The organism is Ferroplasma sp. (genome assembly GCF_031200575.1).
Taxonomy (GTDB): Archaea; Thermoplasmatota; Thermoplasmata; order Thermoplasmatales; family Thermoplasmataceae; genus Ferroplasma.
Genome location: NZ_CP133597.1, coordinates 236,016 through 254,014, shown reverse-complemented (window position 1 = coordinate 254,014; position 17,999 = coordinate 236,016). Strand labels below are relative to the sequence as shown.

The following is a 17,999-nucleotide window of genomic DNA, read 5'->3' as shown; positions in this document are numbered from 1 at the left end:
TATTTATATAAATATTATTTATTAGTTTATTACATATATATTATATAAATAAAAATAAGTGTGTCGCTTTATAATATAATAATATAAACTTTTATATTTATTTATATATTACATTCTTTTATTATTATATTATATATTATTATAATTCTAATTTCTTCTACATACCTATACCATTTTTTAGTTCCAGTGGAAATGTACCTCTCCCTCCCTCTACTAAAAATATCTGTTTAGGTTTCCTATTTATACTATCTATTTAGAAACATTTAATAATTGTAGTTTAATTTCCATTAACTGGGCCGGTAGATCAGCGGTAGATCGCCTGCTTTGCAAGCAGGAGGGCTCGGGTCCAAATCCCGACCGGTCCATTTAATTTGTCAATTGTATGCTTAGTATTCTGATAATAATTATATTATTATGATATTGTGTCAAAATTATCAGGAATTAATTTCATGGATAGAAATGGGATTAGGTAGTAATTTATTTTACTAAGGAAATGTTTCTTCCTATTCAAACAGTTTAAGTCCATTTTCTTTAAAAACTTTGAAGTGCTTATCCAATGTATAGAGTGAACACCCGTTGTTTATCGCTATTGATGCTATAATTGCATCCATTCTCGGAACTGCTCTTCCTTTTCTTTCCGCGCTCAACTCCAAAACAGCAGAGAGTTTGTTGTCATTCTCATTGTATCCCAATATTGGTATCTGTAGAACCAAATGATCATCTTTGGAGTATTTTTCTATACCATAAAGTACCTCATGCATGTTAACCGGGGTTGTGCAATATTCTTCTTCACTTTCAATAATTTTAAGCATAAGCATTTCCCATTTTTCTGATTTCTTTTCAAGTATCTCGGTGATGATGTCTGTATCCAGTAGAATCAATTCTTATCCTCTCACCTTTTCTTTTCAATTTCCTTAAGAAGTTCCTCTTTATCTTCAAATTCAATACTTCCCCTTAATAATGTAAGACTCTCCTTCTTGCTCTGCGACTTAATCAATCTTTCTAAAAGTTCGATGAAACTTTCATTATCTTTTTTGAATCCCATTAATTCATCATATACTGACTGTTTGATCGTGATAGTTTTAGGCATAACATATGTTTACGTTTAAACATTATATAAATTTTTACAAATATTATGATAATATCTACATCATCCTATTGATAGATAAACCATTAATTTTTATACGTACTTTAGATTTATTGTTATGATAGTCGCAGATGTTACATTTTATCCTATAGGAAAAGGAGTTTCAGTTGGTGATGCTATAGAAAAAGTAGTCAACCATATGGAAGAAAACAAATCAGTTAGATGCTACCCAAACAGCATGGCCACTGTAATAGAAGGCGATAATCTGGATATACTGTTTGATATCGTGAAGGATGCTGAAAAGTTCCTTGAGAATCTTGGATTTCCACGTATTGAAACTATATTAAGGATTGATAACAGAACAGATGTGGAAAATTCAGTTGAGAGAAAAATAAAACATTTTAATAAATAAAATTATAATTTTTTAAATGTCCCGGAAACTACCCATGGCGGTTCTGTTCCCAGAGGTTCCATCCCAGACACAACACTATTATTCAAAATTTTCTCATTAACCTCTATTCCCAGGCCAGGTTTTCCTGATAGCTTCATATATCCATTCTCTACAGAATATCCGGTAAACAGGCTTTTCTTCCATACAGGCCACGACTCCTCGAAACTTTCCTGAATAAGGAAGTTTGAAAGCGTGTAATCAACATTAAGGGTGGCTGCAGTCTGTACAGGTCCAAATGCATTATGATACGCCACAGGAACACCGAAGGAATCTGCTATTGACGCTATCTTCTTTGCCTCAAGAATCCCCTTTGAATTGGTTATGTCCGGTTGTATTACATCAACCATTCCACCGGAAATATACCTAGCAAAATCCTCCTTATTTAAAAGTCTCTCACCAAGGGCAACAGGTATATTTACCCTTGCCCTGAATTCAGGCAGGAAATGCTCCAGTTCTGGATGAACTGGCTCTTCAATGAATAATGGATTATACTCTTCCAATGCAGTTCCAGCCATAACAGCGTATTTCGGTGCAAATCTTCCATGACATTCAATCAGCAAATCTACATTGTCACCTAATGCATTTCTCATTCCACCAACTATTGCAGCAGATTTTTTAACAGAATCAACTGTAATTTTATCATAACTATTTCCAAAAGGATCAAATTTGAAGGCTGTATATCCTTTTGAAACCAGTTTTTTTGCCTTATTTATAAAATCATCCGGGGTAAGACAGTCAGAATACCACCCGTTGGCATATGCCCTGATTTTATCATTGAATTCCCCTCCAAGCAAATTATAAACAGGAGACCCGAGGTTCTTCCCTATAAGATCCCATGATGCTATCTCAAATGCACTCAATGCGGCTGTTTCCTCTATAGATTTTGTAACATAAAATGCATTCCTGTAATATTCACGGATATTTCTTTCCACATCAAAATAATTTTTATCCTGAAATATTCTTGCAACCTCATTCAAGCTCTCCTTTACAGGAAGTGTCATCATGGTTGTAGGTGCCTCTCCAAATCCCACTCTTCCCTCGGAAGATGTTAATTTCAGTATTAATATTGTAGAGCTCCACGGTGATGATTTCTCCTCTGGAGAACCAAGTTCAAATATTTCAATATTTTTTATAGTTTCCATGAATTAATAAATAGTGAATATAATATTAATCTTTTCAGTATGGATAAAATATTATTTTTTATCAAATTTCTTCAATGTAAAACGCCTGTTACTGCCAAAGGGTGAGAACTGTTTGCCATTTCCAAAGTAAAACTTTGAGAAAAATTCCACATAAAGAAGCCTTGCACCCTGTATTCCTGGCTCAAATACTGCAATCACAAGGTTGAACAGCTGTCCCACAACAAGTATAATAACTCCTAATATGATGAAATAGAAAGGATCGGTAAGTGTGGCCCTGAACACTGTATTGATAACCAGAGCAAGGACAACAGACGCAAGCAATATGCCCACAATCCTCGTATATGATAGTACATGGGAGATGATTGAAGGAATTTCCATCAGGCTCAAGGTTCCCTCAAATATTACAACCATAATGAATCCCACAATAAGCATAACGTATCCTATAAGTGATGAAAACTCAGTGGGGCTGAGGCTTATTTTATGTATAAGGTTGAGTCCCAGTACTGCGAAAGCCCATGCCATAAGTATCCACCCTATCTTTGCTATGGCTGCTTTCCTGTGGTTGATGTAGAAGTTATTGATGATCCCAAGCACAAAGCCGAAGGTTACGAAAGCCAGGCCTATGTATCCAGAAATAACCAGCAATAAACCTATATGTGTAACAGGAACCGGAGCGGGGCTTATCTGGAAAGGAACAGGATATATTGTAAAGCCAAAGAATTCATTGAATACTATCCCGAATATGATTGCTATAATAGAAGCAGGTATCAATGCCTTTGCCAGCGTTTTCAGGGAATTCTTGCCCATTATCATTAACACGAATCTGGATATTTTTTTAGGAATATGGCTTTTTGCCGGTGGGTGATCTATTCTGTGTATTATGAAAAGTGATACAAGCAATATCACAAGGCCGTAACCAGCATCTCCAACCATTAATCCAAAGAAGACGGGGAAAACGAGTGCGAATATAAGTGTAGGATCAAATTCATACTCCTCAGGGAGCGAATAAAATCTTATGAAGAATTCAAATATCTTGAAATGCTTTGGGTTGGATAGCTTTGTGGGCGGATCCTCTTTTGTTTCTATAACTTTTATCATCACAGTGTTATTCGAATCCTTATTTAGTACACTGGAAACATTATCATACTCTGATGCTGGAATCCAACCTTCCATTGCAAATGCATTTTCAGATGATGCTATATTGCTAAGTATTTCTTCCTCCTTGACATATATTTCAAGCTGTTCTGTTATCTGTGCTATGGTTTCATAATATTTATCTGAAAGGGCATTTAAAGAAGAGGCTATTCCACTGAGGTATTCCCTTGCCTCTGTTATAATTTTATTTTGTGTCGCAATATTATCTTTTACTGTGCCATTTAATTCAGGAACTTTCATAATTCCATATGTTTTTGAAGAAATCAATGAAAGAAATTCAGGTTCATTTTTCCTGTTGATTGTAACAATGGAATACCCATTTCCCATATCGGTGACAACTGAATAATCAGTTCTTAGGTTATTATTCTCCTGGTTGCTTTCTATAATGAAGCTTTCCACATAATCATTGTTGAGTATGGACAGGTCTTCCCCGAATCCTGATATAATCTCAAGTGGCTTTAAAATAGTCTGGCTTTCCCTTATTACGGAATTATACCTGTCATCATCATCCTTGAGCCTGGAAAGTTCTCCAGCTATGGTTATTTTTGATATGCTGTCTAAAAGTTCCTCCTGCGATGAAAAATACTTTTTTTCCCTTACAGGCCTTTCTGGAAGAATGGATAAAAATCCCCTGAATTTAGATAAATTATCAGCAAGCATTTTATAGTTGCTGTTTGAAATTGGGACGTTGAATATTTTTGCAACCTCCTGATCTGTATTTTCAATCTGAATTACATTCAGGTCGTGCATATCATCTATTATGGTGCTTTTGTATGTATTCAGGCCGATAACCCTGATCTTTACCATCTTTACGGGCTTTAGCATTCAATCACTTTTTTTGATATATTTTAATATTGTTTCGTATACCATTTCTTCCATTTCACGTTCCTTCAGGTCTATCTTCATAACCTGGGCCCTCGCTTTCTGTGTATCAAGTGCATCTATCATTTTTTTATTTTCTGCCTCCTTTATTTCTTCAAGGCCCTTATTGTAATCATTTATAATCTGATTTTCAACATTTTTAGATTTTTCATTGCACTCTGCAATCTTCTCTGCCAGCTGTTTCTCCATTTCATTTTTTAAATCCTGAATAGCTTTCTTTTTGGCATTTTCCCTGTCCCTGATTACCTTTAACTCATCTATCTCAGTCATTTATATATCACCATAATAATTATGGCAATAAATACTATTGCCATTGTTATATTAACCATAAGCATGATTTTCCTAATTTTTTTAAATTTATCTATATTATTCATCCTGCCCTGCCACCACATGGTTTTTCACAAATTTAAGTGTTGAAAACGAATCCCTTTCCATCTCATCAAGATGTTCCCTTATTATTTTTAGATTTGAACGGAATCTTGGTATCATAATATTTTCAATGGCATTGGACCTCCTGTTTGTTTTGTCTATTTCATTCAGCAGTTTCCTCATGGATGATTCTTTCTGTGCAACTACCAAAAGTTCATTGAATATTCTGTCGAAAATAATCATTGCATCATATATGGATGCGGGAACAGAAGTAGCCATATACTGGCTGTCCATTATTTTTTTTCCAATTTCTGCTGACATTTCTGGAATTTTTACACCCATAATGTTCTTTCCACCTATTTTTATTTCCGGTGAGGAGAACATGTATGATATCCTCTCAATTTCCAGTGTGCCATCAATAACCTCAGCCATTCTAATAGCATTTAAACCATTTTTTATATCATTCTTGATATTTTCCTTAAGGCCCTTTATTTCATTGCTTATTTTGAAAAATTCCATAACCAGGGATTGCCTTTTCATTTTAAGAAGTTCAAGTCCTCTAGAAGCTACCTTTACCCTTTTTTTCGTATTTATTAATTCAATCCTGGTCAATCTGATGTTATTTGCCATTAGTTCTCCCACTTTCCATATTTCTGTATATGAGCGGATTTTACCTTTTTCATTTCCTCCTTTGGAAGTATTGAAAGCATATCCCATCCAAGGTTTAGTGTCTCTGTAATTGACCTGTCTGTATTTTCCTGATTCACATATTTGTTCTCAAAATCTTCAGCAAATTGAAGGTATTTTTTATCCGAATCGCTCAATGCTTCTTCCCCCACAATCTCGCTCAGCGCCCTGGCATCCTTTCCCTTTGCATATGATGCATAGAGCTGATCTGCGAGGCCTCTATGATCTTCTCTGGTGTGGTCTGCACCTATTCCCTGATTCATTAGCCTTGAAAGTGAAGAAAGAACATCCACCTCCGGGTATATATTTTTCCTGTTAAGATCTCTTGAAAGCGTGATTTGACCTTCTGTTATATAACCTGTTAGATCAGGCACCGGATTTGTTATATCATCTCCCGGCATTGTAAGTATTGGTATCTGTGTTATGGAACCCTTTCTTCCCTTTATCTTTCCTGCCCTTTCATATATTGTGCTGAGATCAGTATACATGTACCCAGGATATCCCCTTCTTCCGGGTATTTCCTCCCTTGATGAGGATATTTCCCTTAAAGCCTCGCAGTAATTGGTCATATCTGTAAGTATGACCAGCATATTCATATCCTTTTCATATGCCATATATTCGGCAGTTGTCAATGCAACCCTTGGAAGGATAATTCTGTCCATGGATGGATCGGATGCCAGATTTAGAAATATTACAGATTCTGATAGAGCCCCAGAATTTTCGAACTGTTTCATGAAGTAATTGGCCTCCTCGCTTGTTATCCCTATTGCACCGAATACAACACCAAATTTTTCATTTCCGTTCAATGTTTTAGCCTGTCTTGCAATCTGCGTTGCAAGCCTGTTGTGGGATAACCCTGCACCTGAAAATATTGGCAGTTTCTGGCCCATGACCAGAGTATTCATCCCATCTATTGTAGATATACCTGTTTCTATGAATTCACTGGGTTCTTCCCTGGAATATGGATTTATTGCTGCTCCAGTTATATCTACCTTCTCCCTTGAATAAATTTTTGGCCCCTTATCTATAGGTTCACCGAATCCATTGAATATCCTCCCAAGCATGTCATCTGATACAGGAAGTTTGAATGTGTCCCCTGTAAAAGACACCCCTGTGCTGTCCGGGCTCATACTGGTTGTTGATCCGTAAACCTGTACAACCGCAATACCGTTTCTTGTCTCCAGGACCTGCCCTTTCACCCTTTCACCATTATCAAGTATGACATTTACAATCTCGTTGTATGAGGCATTTTTTACATTGTCCACAAATAGAAGCGGACCGTTAATTTGTGAAATGGATTTATATATAATATCAGACACTTTCAACACTCTCCATTATATTGTTATATTCATTATTTATTTCCTTTATAACATCATTGTAAAACTTATTAAAATCTTCTTCCTTGATTTCTTTCATTCTTGATATTTTCATTCTAACCGGCAATGTTGCTGTCTGTGTGACTTTTAATCCAGCATCTATGGATTTTTCCTGCATTTCATTCAGTGTTTTAATAATCATCAGCATTTCATACTGCTTATTTATTGAACAGTATGTATCTGTATCATCAAAAGCATTCTGCTGCAGAAAATCCTCTCTGATAATCTTGGCAATATCCAGAACGTTCTTCTGCTTTTCCGGAAGTGAGTCATATCCTACGAGCTGGACTATCTCCTGCAATTCCGATTCTTTCTGAAGTATGCCCATCATCAGTGCATGCATCTGTGGCCATTCCGGATTTATATTTGATTTAAACCAGCCGGAAAGGGAATCAAGGTAAAGCGAGTAACTGTTGAGCCAGTTGATAGATGGGAAATGCCTTCTTGAGGCAAGAGAAGAGTCCAGTGCCCAGAACACACGTGTAACCCTTAATGTATTCTGAACAACCGGATCAGACAGGTCACCACCTGGTGGTGAAACAGCACCTATTAGGGTGATTGACCCTGTTCTTTTATCCTGCGGAATTATCTGGGCATTCCCGGATCTTTCATAGAATTCAGATATTCTTCTGCCAAGATATGCTGGGTAACCCTCCTCTCCTGGCATTTCCTCAAGCCTTCCAGATATTTCCCTTAAGGCCTCTGCCCATCTGCTTGTTGAATCCGCCATGAGGGCCACATCGTAACCCATATCTCTGTAATATTCTGCTATGGTAACTCCTGTATAAATACTAGCCTCTCTGGCTGCTACGGGCATATTAGAGGTATTTGCTATTAAAATTGTTTTTTCCATCAGGGGCTTACCGCTTTTCGGGTCCTGCAATTCAGGAAATGTTGTAAGTATCTCTGTCATTTCATTGCCTCTCTCACCACATCCTACATAAACTGTTATATCTGCATCGGACCATTTTGAGAGCTGATGCTGAATTACTGTCTTTCCAGACCCGAAAGGACCTGGTACTGCCACTGTTCCTCCCTTTGCCACAGGGAAAAATGAGTCTATTACCCTCTGTCCTGTGATAAGTGGGATTTCAGGTGCGAATTTCAGGAAAACCTTTCTCGCCTGCCTTACTGGCCATATCTGCTTTAACTTTACCTCCACGACCTTATTTTCTGACTGAATTGTACATACCGTATCTGATACCCTGAATTTTCCAGCCTTAATAGATTTTATCACACCATTAACTTTGTATGGGACCATTATTTTGTGGGTAATTATATCGGTTTCCTTCACTGTGCCAAGTATATAACCTTCTTCAACCTCATCACCCTCTTTCAAAACGGGCTGAAAATCCCACTCCTTTTTCTCATCCAGTGGAGGGGCACTTGCGCCTCTAACTATGAAGTCACCTGTTTCTGACTGTATAATATCCAGGGGTCTCTGTATCCCATCATAGATGGATTTCAAAAGTCCAGGGCCGAGTTCAACGGATAGTGGCTTGCCTGTAGATATTACCGGTTCCCCTGGCTTAAGCCCACTGGTATCCTCATATACCTGAATGGTAAATCTGTTTCCAACTATCTTTATTACCTCGCCAACAAGGCCCAGATTACCCACACGCACCACATCAAACATCTTTCCATCAAGATCTGTCGCTGTCACAACAGGGCCGGATATACTGTATATTTTTCCATTATTTTTCATTCAATCACCAATATCAATTCCCAATATCCTTTTTGCAAGGTCATATACCGATTCTTCCTCTTTAATTCCCGGGATAGGAATAAATATTACAAGTGGGTCCATTGAACCAGCATACTCATTTATTTCATCAACCTTTAAATTTTTCTGGAAGGACTGTGATGCTAATATTACATTATATTTTTTAGATTTATATAATTCCCTGAGCAATTTAGTCCCATCTGCAGGGTCTGCTATGAAGGTATCATTAACCCCAACAAGCTTGAACCCCGTAATTAGTTCTTTTTCTCCGATAATGCAAAGACTGGACATTTATATCAGCATCCTCTCTATTATATTACTATCAAGATTATATGACTTGCCAATTACAATTGCTCTTAGATTGTCCCTTTCCCTCTCTGCCGCCAGGATATATGCAAATATATACTGGGAGGCTGTGTCGCTAAGCATCACAGGAACGTACTGCTGATACAGTGCATTTCTCATTGAAGCCTCAAAGAAACTCAAATTTCTATTTTCCCTATAATAATCAATTGATTCACTTATGTTAAAATTCTTGAATACAGAAAGCAGTTCAACAACATCACCAGACCGGAAAATATCAGCAAGTGCCTGCTTGGAATAATTGCCATTTTCTATAATGCTCTTTTCTATCTTTTCATAATCTACCTTCAGCTCAAGTGCCTTGGCAAGTGTCATTATATTTTTTAAGTCAATTACGCTTTTAATGTATTTTATGATCTGCCCCTCGTCTCCGTTATAGAACAATGCCCTTTCAATTAAATCATTATAATACCTGAAATCCATAGAAGAAAGCAGCATTGATGTATCTCCAGTCTTTTTATATTCTTCAAGATCCTTTAAAAGATAGTTATAACCAAAATTTAATAGATAATTAATCACCGAGTCCACATCATTTTTCTCCAGCAATACCCTGAAATCATCACTGGTTAGATTGCCTGCAAATATTCCCATTGGGATGTCCCTAAAGCTCATTATAAAACCATCACCGGGCTTTATCTCATGATGTATTATCTTTGAGGTTATAATTGCCTTTATGGTTTCTATATCCCATTTGGAGACATATGTTTTCATAAAGGATTTCATAGACGGTGGAATGGCAAATAATGCAAGCTTGGAATTTTTTACCACATGCCGGTTTATTGCAGTTAAAATTATCTGGGTGTCGTCATCACTTAAAGACGTAGCCTTATCAATATCCTCTCGGTAGCTTTTTTCATATAGTTTTAATCTTATATCCTTTATATCAAGTTCCAGCAGTGATTTTACAAACTCATCACTAAGATAGTCACCAAAATGAACTTTTAGCCTCCCATAACTTCCTGAATATGTAGTGTTTATAAGAATCACCACTATTTTATATTCTCATAGAGGTATGTTTCTATGTCATATGAAATGGAATCAAATATGCTGGTTAATCTCATGTCTGCTTCTTTTTTCCCATCCTCACTTCTAGATAATATTCCTGATTTGATAGTTTTATCTACTTCAAATTTTACCGAGTCTGAAAACTTAAGGCTTTCCAGTTTATCTTTATCGTTTTCTGAGCAGTAAACTGTGAATTTTTTTCCAAGTTCCTTTTCAGATTCGATTAACATGGCTTTCAGAAGTTCCGGATAGTTGGAGGATTTATTCAGAGATACAACATAGGATTTTAATCGCTGCATGGTGTTATTAAGGATCTCTTTCTTTCTGTCATCAATAATTTTCTTTGACTGGAGTTTTATCGAATCCTCAGATTGCCTTATAATGTTTTTTATGTCGTTCTCTGATTTTACTGTGTAATCCTGTTTTATTCTCGAGAGTTTATCATTGCAGGCCATGGTAATACTTGTCATCTTTTCTGTATACTCATCCCTAATCTGCTTTAATTCCGTTTCAGTAGAGCTTTCTATTTCATTTAAAATATTTTCAAGAGACATAAAAATCCATTTTCATATTACATGAAGCAGTAATATAATTCCCAGAACAAAACCTATAATCCATAGCGTTTCCGGTATAACAAAGAAGAACAGAACCTGTCCAAATTTTTCAGGTTTCTCGGCTATTATACCCATACCAGCTGCCCCAATACCCTGCTGTGCCATACCCGTCCCTATCAATCCACCGGCGATGGCAATAGAAGCGGCTAAAGCCAAAATAGCATCTGCGTCAGTTATCATAAATATCCTTATTTCCTGATTGAAATAACTTATTTAAAATTATTTATTGCTAAAACATTTATAAAAATTTAATGTTGTTACAAAAATTATAAAGTAAAATAAATTCAATCACGCTTCCCTGCAAAGTAAAGGGCGAGGAGTGATGGTATCAGTACCCATGCAAGTCCTATTAGGACCACAGAGTAAATATTTATTCCGACACTGGAGGCACTCAAACCACTATATACACCCAGGTGATAATCTGCTATGATATCAGGATAGTAGGAAGGTGAAATTGAATCCAGTATCAGAAGATTTTTCAAAAGATGCGTGATTGATTGTATATGTAATAAGAACAATAATGCCTCTGATAACGTTGTCCACATAAAACCGAGAATGAATAACAAACCAATACCAGTGCCCAGTATTTGCCCCTGCGTTTTCTCAAATTGTGTTATTAAATACATTAATCCTGCAAAACCTATTGCCTCGACAAGATATCCAATTAGCATTGTTGCAAAGGTACCTGGGGATATATACACACCTGTATAGTGCTTCAGTATAACATCGGCAAGTCCGAAGGATATTAGAAGTCCCACAAGGAAACTTACAGAATTTCCGGTAAATCTGGATATCATCAATTTTCCCTTTGTAATGGGCCTGGCTATTATAGATTCAAGCACGCCTGAAGTCTTATCCTTACTATAATAAAAGTAAGCCGAGAATATGCTCATAATTGGAATTAATAGTATGCCAAAGTATATGGCTAACTCATTCTGCAATGCAACTCCTGGTTTAATATACGTGTATATGTAAGACACGGTCGGTACAACCTGTTCTGTTTTATTGTTTATAAAGAAATTTACATTTTTATCCAGATCTTTTGTGGTCAAAGACGGTGTAATGATAAGCACTCCTGGATGTGTCATTTCAGTGACATTCCCGCTACCAGCATTATTAGCATTAACTCCCGCAGATGCTGTTGATATATTATAGGAAATGGATAGGGGTTGGTTGTTTATAGAGGAATTAATATAGGGCACGTAAACCATTGTGCTTATCTGTGAAGGGTTTGCTTTATCCTTTAAAATTACAGCGTATATGGGTTCAAAGGAATAATTAAAATATGTACTGTAACATGGATCTATTGTAGAATAACTATCGGACTGACCCATTTTACCATTATAATAACCTATTTCATTATTATGATACGCTGCCGGATTTCCATTTGTATATTTATCAGTGTAAATATAATAAAAATTGGAGGCATTTGAATGTACCGTAAAATTCAGGTATCCATGATCATTTGAGCTTCCTGTGTAATTTTCTATAGTATTTATGGAAGCATTTCCAATAGAGGATGTAATGCTTAAACCACTGACAGGCTGGCCATATCCGTTTATAACATAATCACTTACATGTATGACCCCGCCTGTATCATTTACATATGGCAAAACCAGATCGGTCTGTGCAGGTGCAGCAGTGTCAGAGGAAATACCTGCACCATAGGCAGTTGCAACTGTAATAAGAACCAGAAGAACAATTAGTATAATGGTAAATTTGCCACTCAAAGTTCTTTTAATATCGTATAAAAAACCGTTCATTTTACCTCACCATATTAAGAAAATAGTCTTCAAGTGTTTCGTTTTCCATGCTGATATAATCAACTTTATAATTTGCCGTGACAAGTTCATGGTTTAATTCAGCAGGGTCAGTATTTACATTATTTTTTATCACATAATAATACCCATCAGATTCGGTATCCCCAAAATTTGCAAGAATCCCATTCAATTTATCGTCTGGATTCTTAACATGGATTTTTATTCCAGTTGTTCCTAGATTTTTCAGGTTATCTCTTGTCAGTACCTTAATTATAGTACCATTCTTCACTATGGCTATCCTGTCGGCAACATTCTGCAATTCTGATAGTATATGTGAAGAAAGCAGGATGGATTTTCCCTGTTTTTTGAGTTCTATTATAAAATCACGCACTTCCCTTACACCCTGGGGATCGAGTCCATTAAGGGTCTCGTCGAAAAGAAAATTATCGGGATTGCCCATCATTGCTGCTACAAGAGAAAACCTCTTTTTCATTCCCTGGGAATAATATTTCAACTTTTTATCCCGATATGCATATATGTCAAACTTTTTCATAAGTTCAACGATCTCCTTTTCCGCATCTTCTGATTTTATCCCATAAAATCCCGCATAGTATTTCAGAAGAGGTATGGGCCTTGAATCTGGCTGAAAGGTAGGTAGTTCAGGTACCCACCCTATATGTTTTGATGCATTTGCCTTATCTTTTACCATGTCCAAATCATCAACTATAACTTTCCCTGATGTCGGGAAAATAATTCCTGCTGTAGCCCTGATTGTTGTGCTTTTCCCTGCTCCGTTTAATCCCGCAAGGCCAAGGATCTCCCCATTGTTAATTTCCATATTGAGGTTATTAACAGCCTTGAAATTTTTGAATGTTTTTGTGAGGTTGGTAATTGCAATCATAAAAATGGATAAGAATAACTATATATTAAACTTCCCATAAAAATAAAATGTCATTCTTTTGAAATTACTTCAACCCTGCCGCTATTTATCCTGCTCTTGCCAGAATCATCGTCTATAATTATTGTAATCTTTTCCTCAGCACCGCTGAGAATCCCGTCAATTCTCTGCCTCAGATAATTTACATCCTCTCCATCACCCATTATGGTAAGCTTCTCCCTTATGCTGGTTAAAATTCCCTCAACGGTTGTAATATAACCCTTGGATGCTATCCCTGGAGAGATCTCCGCATCAAGTTCTGGTATCTGTACACTGGCATCAGGAGACCTGTAAACTATGGTTTTAAGGTCGTTCTTATTTTTAATTTTGAATTTGATAATCTTTGGGGAATCACGGTCATGCCGTTCAATTGTAACGTTCCTGTAACTGCAATTCCTGCACAGGTATGTGTGTATTGTTATTTTTCCCTCATAGGGTATATCATTATCTGCCTCAAGGTAAAATAAGAATTCATTGCAATTCGGGCATCTGGCCTCTGTCTTTATTTCTTCCATTTAATCACCCTGCTCAAGCCACGAATATAATGGATCAAACACTATATATTTTTTGCTTTTCAAATCGGAAATATTTTTAGCCGCAGACAGGAACATTGAAATTTTTATATCCTTTATTATGTTGTTTACCTCGAATTTTAACTCCTCATATGATGTATCTGCTGCCTTCAAAAAATTCCTGGCCATGGCACCCATATCCGCACCCATGATTATTGATTTTACAATATCCTCTCCATTTCTTATTCCTCCGCTTCCTATTATCGGAATGCCCACTGAACAGAATTTGATAGAGGCAGGTGAAGGTATCCCCCAGTTCCAGAAGGTTTTGCCGGTGTGCATTTTTTCCCTATTCTGTATTTTTTCTGCCCTGTAATACTCAATAGCAGCGAAGGAAGTGCCACCCAGTCCACCCACATCTATTGCCTTTACACCCGCATCCCTGAGCTCCAGGGCATCCTCCCTGGAAAACCCACTTCCAGTTTCCTTGGCAATTACCGGATATGATTTTGCAATTTCCTTTAACCTTGATAGCACTCCCTTTGCATTTCTGTCTCCCTCTGGCTGTACCATCTCCTGTAGAAAATTGAAATGCACTATGAGATATTTTGCATTTATTAAATTGAATATATATTCAATATCCCTATCTGAAATAGGAGGTTTATCCTGGCCTATGAGCTGGGGTGCGCCGATATTTGCAAACTTTGCAGGAACATTAAAATCGTTTATTACTGAAAATGTACTGGCAATATCCTTTTTTTCAATGGCGGCCCTCATGCTTCCCACACCCATTCCTATATGAAACTCCTCTGCCGCCCTTGCAAGGTTAGCATTGATTTTTCTTGCCTTTTCAGTCCCTCCGGTCATGGAGGAGATCATAAATGGGTAATTAAAATGGGTTCCCAGAAAATCTATTCCTGTATCTATAGAATCATAATCAACTTCTGGCAATGCCCTGTGAATCAGCCTTATGTCATCCCAGAAATTATGCTCGGATGTAACGTTCATATTTTCAGCAATATTAATATGTTCTTCCTTTCTATTTTCTATCATTCAGACCACCGTTCCGGTAAAATTATTCTTCCCTATATTATATATTCGTTCTGGATATAGCCCATTTATCAGATATACGGGTATACCCAGGTCAGAAATGCTTTTCATCTTTGTGTATTTATTCATTATGCCTCCAGTTACATCTGTTATCATCTCATCGTGCTGGAATTCCCCTTTAATATGTGTCAAAAGCCTGGCATCTGGATTGGTCTTGGGGTTTTTATCATAAATGCCATCCACATCCGAAAAGAATACAACTGCAGAGGGGTGAAATCTTCTTGCAACATCATATGCTATGTTATCACCTGAGTATATGCCTATTTTTTTCCCATGAATGTATGTATCCCCATAGGATACCGGTGTTATGCCCAGCTGAAGGTATCTTTTGAATACAGCATAATTTTTTTTGTTATCATAAACAAGTGAGGATACTGGAAGTGGAACATTGTAAATGCCGTTATTATATAATATTTCAGAGATTTTGAGGTTCAGTTCCACCATATCGTTATGGACAATATTCATGCCCATTATGGTTTCCTTACCTGCATAGCCTGGCAGCCCATACTCTTTGGCTTTTATATGCCCGAAGGACCCGCCTCCATGTACGATAATCATTTCATCATTCATGCCCTTAAGTGTTTTAACTATTCTTTCAACAACAGCCCCGTTAAAGGATTTGTATTCTGACTTCTGTGTAATTACACTTCCACCGAGCTTGATTATTATCATTTTATAAATAATATTTATAAAGTTATTAAATTTGACTCCATCAATTTCCAGCTAAAGTATATTTTTTAGGAAAAATAAAAATTAATGGCGGATCTTTTTAATATCCCTTGCCAGATTTACCAGGTTATTCAGCAACTGCCCGGCAAATTTAGCCGTCATATCATCTGTCAGTTTTCCATTTTCATCGAATTTTTGCTGTGCAAATGTAACAAATACCTCAGGCATATTTACTGGAATCATATTTAGAAACACACAGCTCTGCCTGAGATGGTACTGTGCCCTGGAACCTCCCAGCATGCCTATGGATGCACTCATTATAGCCACAGGCTTTCCCTCAAAGGGGTTATCTCCATAGGGCCTCGACGCAACATCAAGTACATTTTTCAGATATCCCGGAACTGAATAGTTGTATTCAGGTGTTACTATGAGCAGGCCATCTGCATCCCTGACCTGCTTCTTGAAGTTTTTAACGTTTTCTGGGTAGTTATTCTCCTCATCCTGGTTCATAAGGGGGAAATTCTTGATGTCCAGTATTTTCAATTCAGAATTTTCTGGCATTAAATTCACAGCGTTTTCCAGTAAATACCTGTTATACGACTCTTTTCTCAAGCTTCCTCCAAATCCTGCTATCTTTATTGTTTCCATGAGGTCTCATAACCTTATCTATTAAATATTTTAGCGATACTTTTTGAAAGTAACACATAAATAGAAATTAAAGATATGTAAACAATGTTTATTGTCAGGTATTCCGAGATAGGGTTGAAGGGAAACAAGACTAGGAGAATGATGGAAAAAACCCTTATGGAGAATATAATTTCATCACTTCCAGAAAATTTTGGTTTAAAATATAAAAAAAGCGACGGGCGAATATATCTGTATTCGGAAGAAAGTTTATTCTTAGAACTTTTACCACATATTTTCGGTATCAGGTCCTTTTCTCCTGCCCGTGAATATACATTTAACACTATAGAGGATATAGTTTCAAAATGTGTGGAATATTATTCAAACTATGTTTCAGGGAAAAGTTTTGCAGTCCGTGCTACCAGAAAAGGAACACATAATTTCACATCAAAGGAACTGGAAATAGCGGTGGGAAATGCTCTTTACAGTAAGTCTTCCGGTGTAAATCTGGAAAACCCGGAGGCTCCTCTTTTCATAGAGGTCAGAGACAAAAATTTCTATACATTTACGGAAAAAATAGGTGGGCCAGGAGGTCTACCATTAAGGTCTGAGGGCAGGGCGATATCACTTTTTTCAGGAGGCATCGATTCTCCTGTAGCCACTTACATGGTAATGAAGAGGGGAATGGCTGCAGACATACTTTTCTGCTCCCTGGCACATCCATCTGATACAATTTTCATGCTGAAATCAGCCAGAAATCTCCTTACAAAATATTCAAAGGGTTACAATGGGAATATATTCATAATGGATGGATCCTCACTGATTACAGAAATCGTTCAGCATCCGTCACAGAAATATGCCAATTTAATTTTCAAGGAATTGCTGTACAGGTACGCCGAGGCCCTGTCCAGGAAGTTTGATTATGATGCAATTGTTACCGGGGAATCAATAGGGCAGGTCTCTTCCCAGATACCAAAAAACCTGAAATCTCTTTCCATGGACATAAGAATGCCCATATTCAGGCCATTAATAGGTTTTGACAAGGAGGAAACAATTTCATATTCCCGGGCTAAGGGATTGTATATGGAAGAATCCATAGGTGAATTCTGCTCACTGTTTTCAAAAAACCCAGGTATCAATACAGATTATATGGATTTAAAGCAGGAACTTGAAAAATTCCCGGTTGAAAACAATTTACATGAAATAATATCAATCAAAATGGATCAGATAGATTCCTATGTTAGCTCAATTCGGGGAAGCAGGATGGACAGGATACCTGAAAACAGCATTATAATAGATTTGAGGCTTCCATCAGAATATGAAAAATGGCATATTCCTGGTTCCATTAACATGGATTTAAAAGGTCTGAATTCTATAACTGAAACTGGAGATAAAAGCAAAAATTACTTCTTTTACTGCAAGAAAGGGCTTAACAGTGCCTATGCATCATCAATTATGATTTCGAAAGGATTCAAATCGTTTTACTCTACAGAAAAGGATTTAAAAAAGGCGTATGCCCTGAATAATTGAATT

20 protein-coding genes and 1 tRNA gene are annotated in these 17,999 nt (G+C 36.8%); 3 read left to right on the top strand and 18 right to left on the bottom strand.

The annotated features are described in order from the left end of the window. Positions 1-293: 293 nt before the first annotated feature. Positions 294-365, top strand: a tRNA-Ala gene (locus tag RE471_RS01425). Positions 366-503: 138 nt separating this feature from the next. On the opposite strand, the gene RE471_RS01420 is transcribed toward RE471_RS01425, so the two are convergent. Further along, positions 504-881: a type II toxin-antitoxin system VapC family toxin gene (locus RE471_RS01420; protein WP_309214988.1), complete on the bottom strand. Its 378-nt coding sequence runs from the start codon at positions 879-881 to the stop codon at positions 504-506. 11 nt (positions 882-892) lie between these two features. After that, entirely contained in the window at positions 893-1,090 is a 198-nt protein-coding gene (locus RE471_RS01415; RefSeq protein WP_309214987.1) for an antitoxin VapB family protein, read from the bottom strand. Positions 1,091-1,205: 115 nt separating this feature from the next. Here RE471_RS01415 and RE471_RS01410 point away from each other — a divergent pair, with 115 nt between their 5' ends. Beyond that, the gene (locus RE471_RS01410; protein ID WP_309214986.1) at positions 1,206-1,499 is read left to right on the top strand and encodes an MTH1187 family thiamine-binding protein; all 294 of its coding nucleotides are present in this window, start codon (positions 1,206-1,208) and stop codon (positions 1,497-1,499) included. 2 nt (positions 1,500-1,501) lie between these two features. Here RE471_RS01410 and RE471_RS01405 read toward each other — a convergent pair whose 3' ends face one another. The 16 genes from RE471_RS01405 to RE471_RS01330 all read right to left on the bottom strand — a co-directional run bounded on the left by RE471_RS01405 (position 1,502) and on the right by RE471_RS01330 (position 16,490). Then, entirely contained in the window at positions 1,502-2,680 is a 1,179-nt protein-coding gene (locus RE471_RS01405) for a mandelate racemase/muconate lactonizing enzyme family protein (RefSeq protein WP_309214985.1), read from the bottom strand. A gap of 51 nt (positions 2,681-2,731) precedes the next feature. Continuing rightward, positions 2,732-4,660 carry a V-type ATP synthase subunit I gene (locus RE471_RS01400; protein WP_309214984.1) on the bottom strand — a complete coding sequence of 643 codons (1,929 nt, stop codon included), beginning with the start codon at positions 4,658-4,660 and terminating at the stop codon, positions 2,732-2,734. Beyond that, positions 4,661-4,987, bottom strand: a complete 327-nt coding sequence (locus tag RE471_RS01395) for a hypothetical protein (RefSeq protein WP_309214983.1) — start codon at positions 4,985-4,987, stop codon at positions 4,661-4,663. It abuts the gene before it with no gap. Positions 4,988-5,083: 96 nt separating this feature from the next. Continuing rightward, complete coding sequence (locus RE471_RS01390; protein WP_309214982.1) at positions 5,084-5,716, bottom strand: V-type ATP synthase subunit D; 633 nt, start codon at positions 5,714-5,716, stop codon at positions 5,084-5,086. Next, a complete protein-coding gene (locus RE471_RS01385; RefSeq protein ID WP_309214981.1) occupies positions 5,716-7,092 on the bottom strand; it encodes a V-type ATP synthase subunit B in 1,377 nt (458 codons plus the stop codon). The genes RE471_RS01390 and RE471_RS01385 overlap by 1 nt, the downstream gene beginning before the upstream one ends. After that, positions 7,085-8,854 (bottom strand): V-type ATP synthase subunit A, encoded by a 1,770-nt coding sequence (locus RE471_RS01380; RefSeq protein WP_309214980.1) that lies wholly within the window; start codon positions 8,852-8,854, stop codon positions 7,085-7,087. The genes RE471_RS01385 and RE471_RS01380 overlap by 8 nt, the downstream gene beginning before the upstream one ends. Next, a complete protein-coding gene (locus tag RE471_RS01375) occupies positions 8,855-9,163 on the bottom strand; it encodes a V-type ATP synthase subunit F (protein WP_309214979.1) in 309 nt (102 codons plus the stop codon). Beyond that, positions 9,164-10,225 (bottom strand): V-type ATPase subunit, encoded by a 1,062-nt coding sequence (locus tag RE471_RS01370; RefSeq protein WP_309214978.1) that lies wholly within the window; start codon positions 10,223-10,225, stop codon positions 9,164-9,166. Further along, positions 10,225-10,794 carry a hypothetical protein gene (locus RE471_RS01365; RefSeq protein ID WP_309214977.1) on the bottom strand — a complete coding sequence of 190 codons (570 nt, stop codon included), beginning with the start codon at positions 10,792-10,794 and terminating at the stop codon, positions 10,225-10,227. Before RE471_RS01365 ends, RE471_RS01370 begins: the two co-directional genes overlap by 1 nt. Positions 10,795-10,806: 12 nt before the next feature. Next, complete coding sequence (locus RE471_RS01360) at positions 10,807-11,034, bottom strand: ATPase (RefSeq protein ID WP_298276489.1); 228 nt, start codon at positions 11,032-11,034, stop codon at positions 10,807-10,809. 104 nt (positions 11,035-11,138) lie between these two features. After that, positions 11,139-12,617 (bottom strand): ABC transporter permease subunit, encoded by a 1,479-nt coding sequence (locus RE471_RS01355; protein ID WP_309214976.1) that lies wholly within the window; start codon positions 12,615-12,617, stop codon positions 11,139-11,141. A gap of 1 nt (position 12,618) precedes the next feature. Next, the gene (locus tag RE471_RS01350) at positions 12,619-13,515 is read right to left on the bottom strand and encodes an ABC transporter ATP-binding protein (RefSeq protein ID WP_309214975.1); all 897 of its coding nucleotides are present in this window, start codon (positions 13,513-13,515) and stop codon (positions 12,619-12,621) included. Positions 13,516-13,565: 50 nt separating this feature from the next. Beyond that, positions 13,566-14,066, bottom strand: coding sequence for a ZPR1 zinc finger domain-containing protein (locus tag RE471_RS01345; RefSeq protein ID WP_309214974.1), 501 nt, complete (start codon positions 14,064-14,066; stop codon positions 13,566-13,568). Beyond that, on the bottom strand, positions 14,067-15,116 hold the full coding sequence (gene fni / locus RE471_RS01340) for a type 2 isopentenyl-diphosphate Delta-isomerase (RefSeq protein WP_309214973.1): 1,050 nt from the start codon (positions 15,114-15,116) through the stop codon (positions 14,067-14,069). After that, a complete protein-coding gene (locus tag RE471_RS01335) occupies positions 15,117-15,845 on the bottom strand; it encodes an isopentenyl phosphate kinase (RefSeq protein ID WP_309214972.1) in 729 nt (242 codons plus the stop codon). An 81-nt stretch (positions 15,846-15,926) separates the two neighbouring features. Continuing rightward, positions 15,927-16,490 (bottom strand): NAD(P)H-dependent oxidoreductase, encoded by a 564-nt coding sequence (locus tag RE471_RS01330; RefSeq protein WP_309214971.1) that lies wholly within the window; start codon positions 16,488-16,490, stop codon positions 15,927-15,929. Positions 16,491-16,574: 84 nt separating this feature from the next. Here RE471_RS01330 and RE471_RS01325 point away from each other — a divergent pair, with 84 nt between their 5' ends. Continuing rightward, positions 16,575-17,996, top strand: a complete 1,422-nt coding sequence (locus tag RE471_RS01325; protein WP_309214970.1) for a rhodanese-like domain-containing protein — start codon at positions 16,575-16,577, stop codon at positions 17,994-17,996. Positions 17,997-17,999: the final 3 nt, after the last annotated feature.

Coding starts and splice junctions, on each gene's coding strand:
- RE471_RS01415 (WP_309214987.1), bottom strand. CDS start 1,090: ATGCCTAAAACTATCACGATCAAACAGTCAGTATATGATGAATTAATG.
- RE471_RS01410 (WP_309214986.1), top strand. CDS start 1,206: ATGATAGTCGCAGATGTTACATTTTATCCTATAGGAAAAGGAGTTTCA.
- RE471_RS01405 (WP_309214985.1), bottom strand. CDS start 2,680: ATGGAAACTATAAAAAATATTGAAATATTTGAACTTGGTTCTCCAGAG.
- RE471_RS01400 (WP_309214984.1), bottom strand. CDS start 4,660: ATGCTAAAGCCCGTAAAGATGGTAAAGATCAGGGTTATCGGCCTGAAT.
- RE471_RS01395 (WP_309214983.1), bottom strand. CDS start 4,987: ATGACTGAGATAGATGAGTTAAAGGTAATCAGGGACAGGGAAAATGCC.
- RE471_RS01390 (WP_309214982.1), bottom strand. CDS start 5,716: ATGGCAAATAACATCAGATTGACCAGGATTGAATTAATAAATACGAAA.
- RE471_RS01380 (WP_309214980.1), bottom strand. CDS start 8,854: ATGAAAAATAATGGAAAAATATACAGTATATCCGGCCCTGTTGTGACA.
- RE471_RS01375 (WP_309214979.1), bottom strand. CDS start 9,163: ATGTCCAGTCTTTGCATTATCGGAGAAAAAGAACTAATTACGGGGTTC.
- RE471_RS01365 (WP_309214977.1), bottom strand. CDS start 10,794: ATGTCTCTTGAAAATATTTTAAATGAAATAGAAAGCTCTACTGAAACG.
- RE471_RS01360 (WP_298276489.1), bottom strand. CDS start 11,034: ATGATAACTGACGCAGATGCTATTTTGGCTTTAGCCGCTTCTATTGCC.
- RE471_RS01355 (WP_309214976.1), bottom strand. CDS start 12,617: ATGAACGGTTTTTTATACGATATTAAAAGAACTTTGAGTGGCAAATTT.
- RE471_RS01350 (WP_309214975.1), bottom strand. CDS start 13,515: ATGATTGCAATTACCAACCTCACAAAAACATTCAAAAATTTCAAGGCT.
- RE471_RS01345 (WP_309214974.1), bottom strand. CDS start 14,066: ATGGAAGAAATAAAGACAGAGGCCAGATGCCCGAATTGCAATGAATTC.
- fni (WP_309214973.1), bottom strand. CDS start 15,116: ATGATAGAAAATAGAAAGGAAGAACATATTAATATTGCTGAAAATATG.
- RE471_RS01335 (WP_309214972.1), bottom strand. CDS start 15,845: ATGATAATAATCAAGCTCGGTGGAAGTGTAATTACACAGAAGTCAGAA.
- RE471_RS01330 (WP_309214971.1), bottom strand. CDS start 16,490: ATGGAAACAATAAAGATAGCAGGATTTGGAGGAAGCTTGAGAAAAGAG.
- RE471_RS01325 (WP_309214970.1), top strand. CDS start 16,575: ATGTTTATTGTCAGGTATTCCGAGATAGGGTTGAAGGGAAACAAGACT.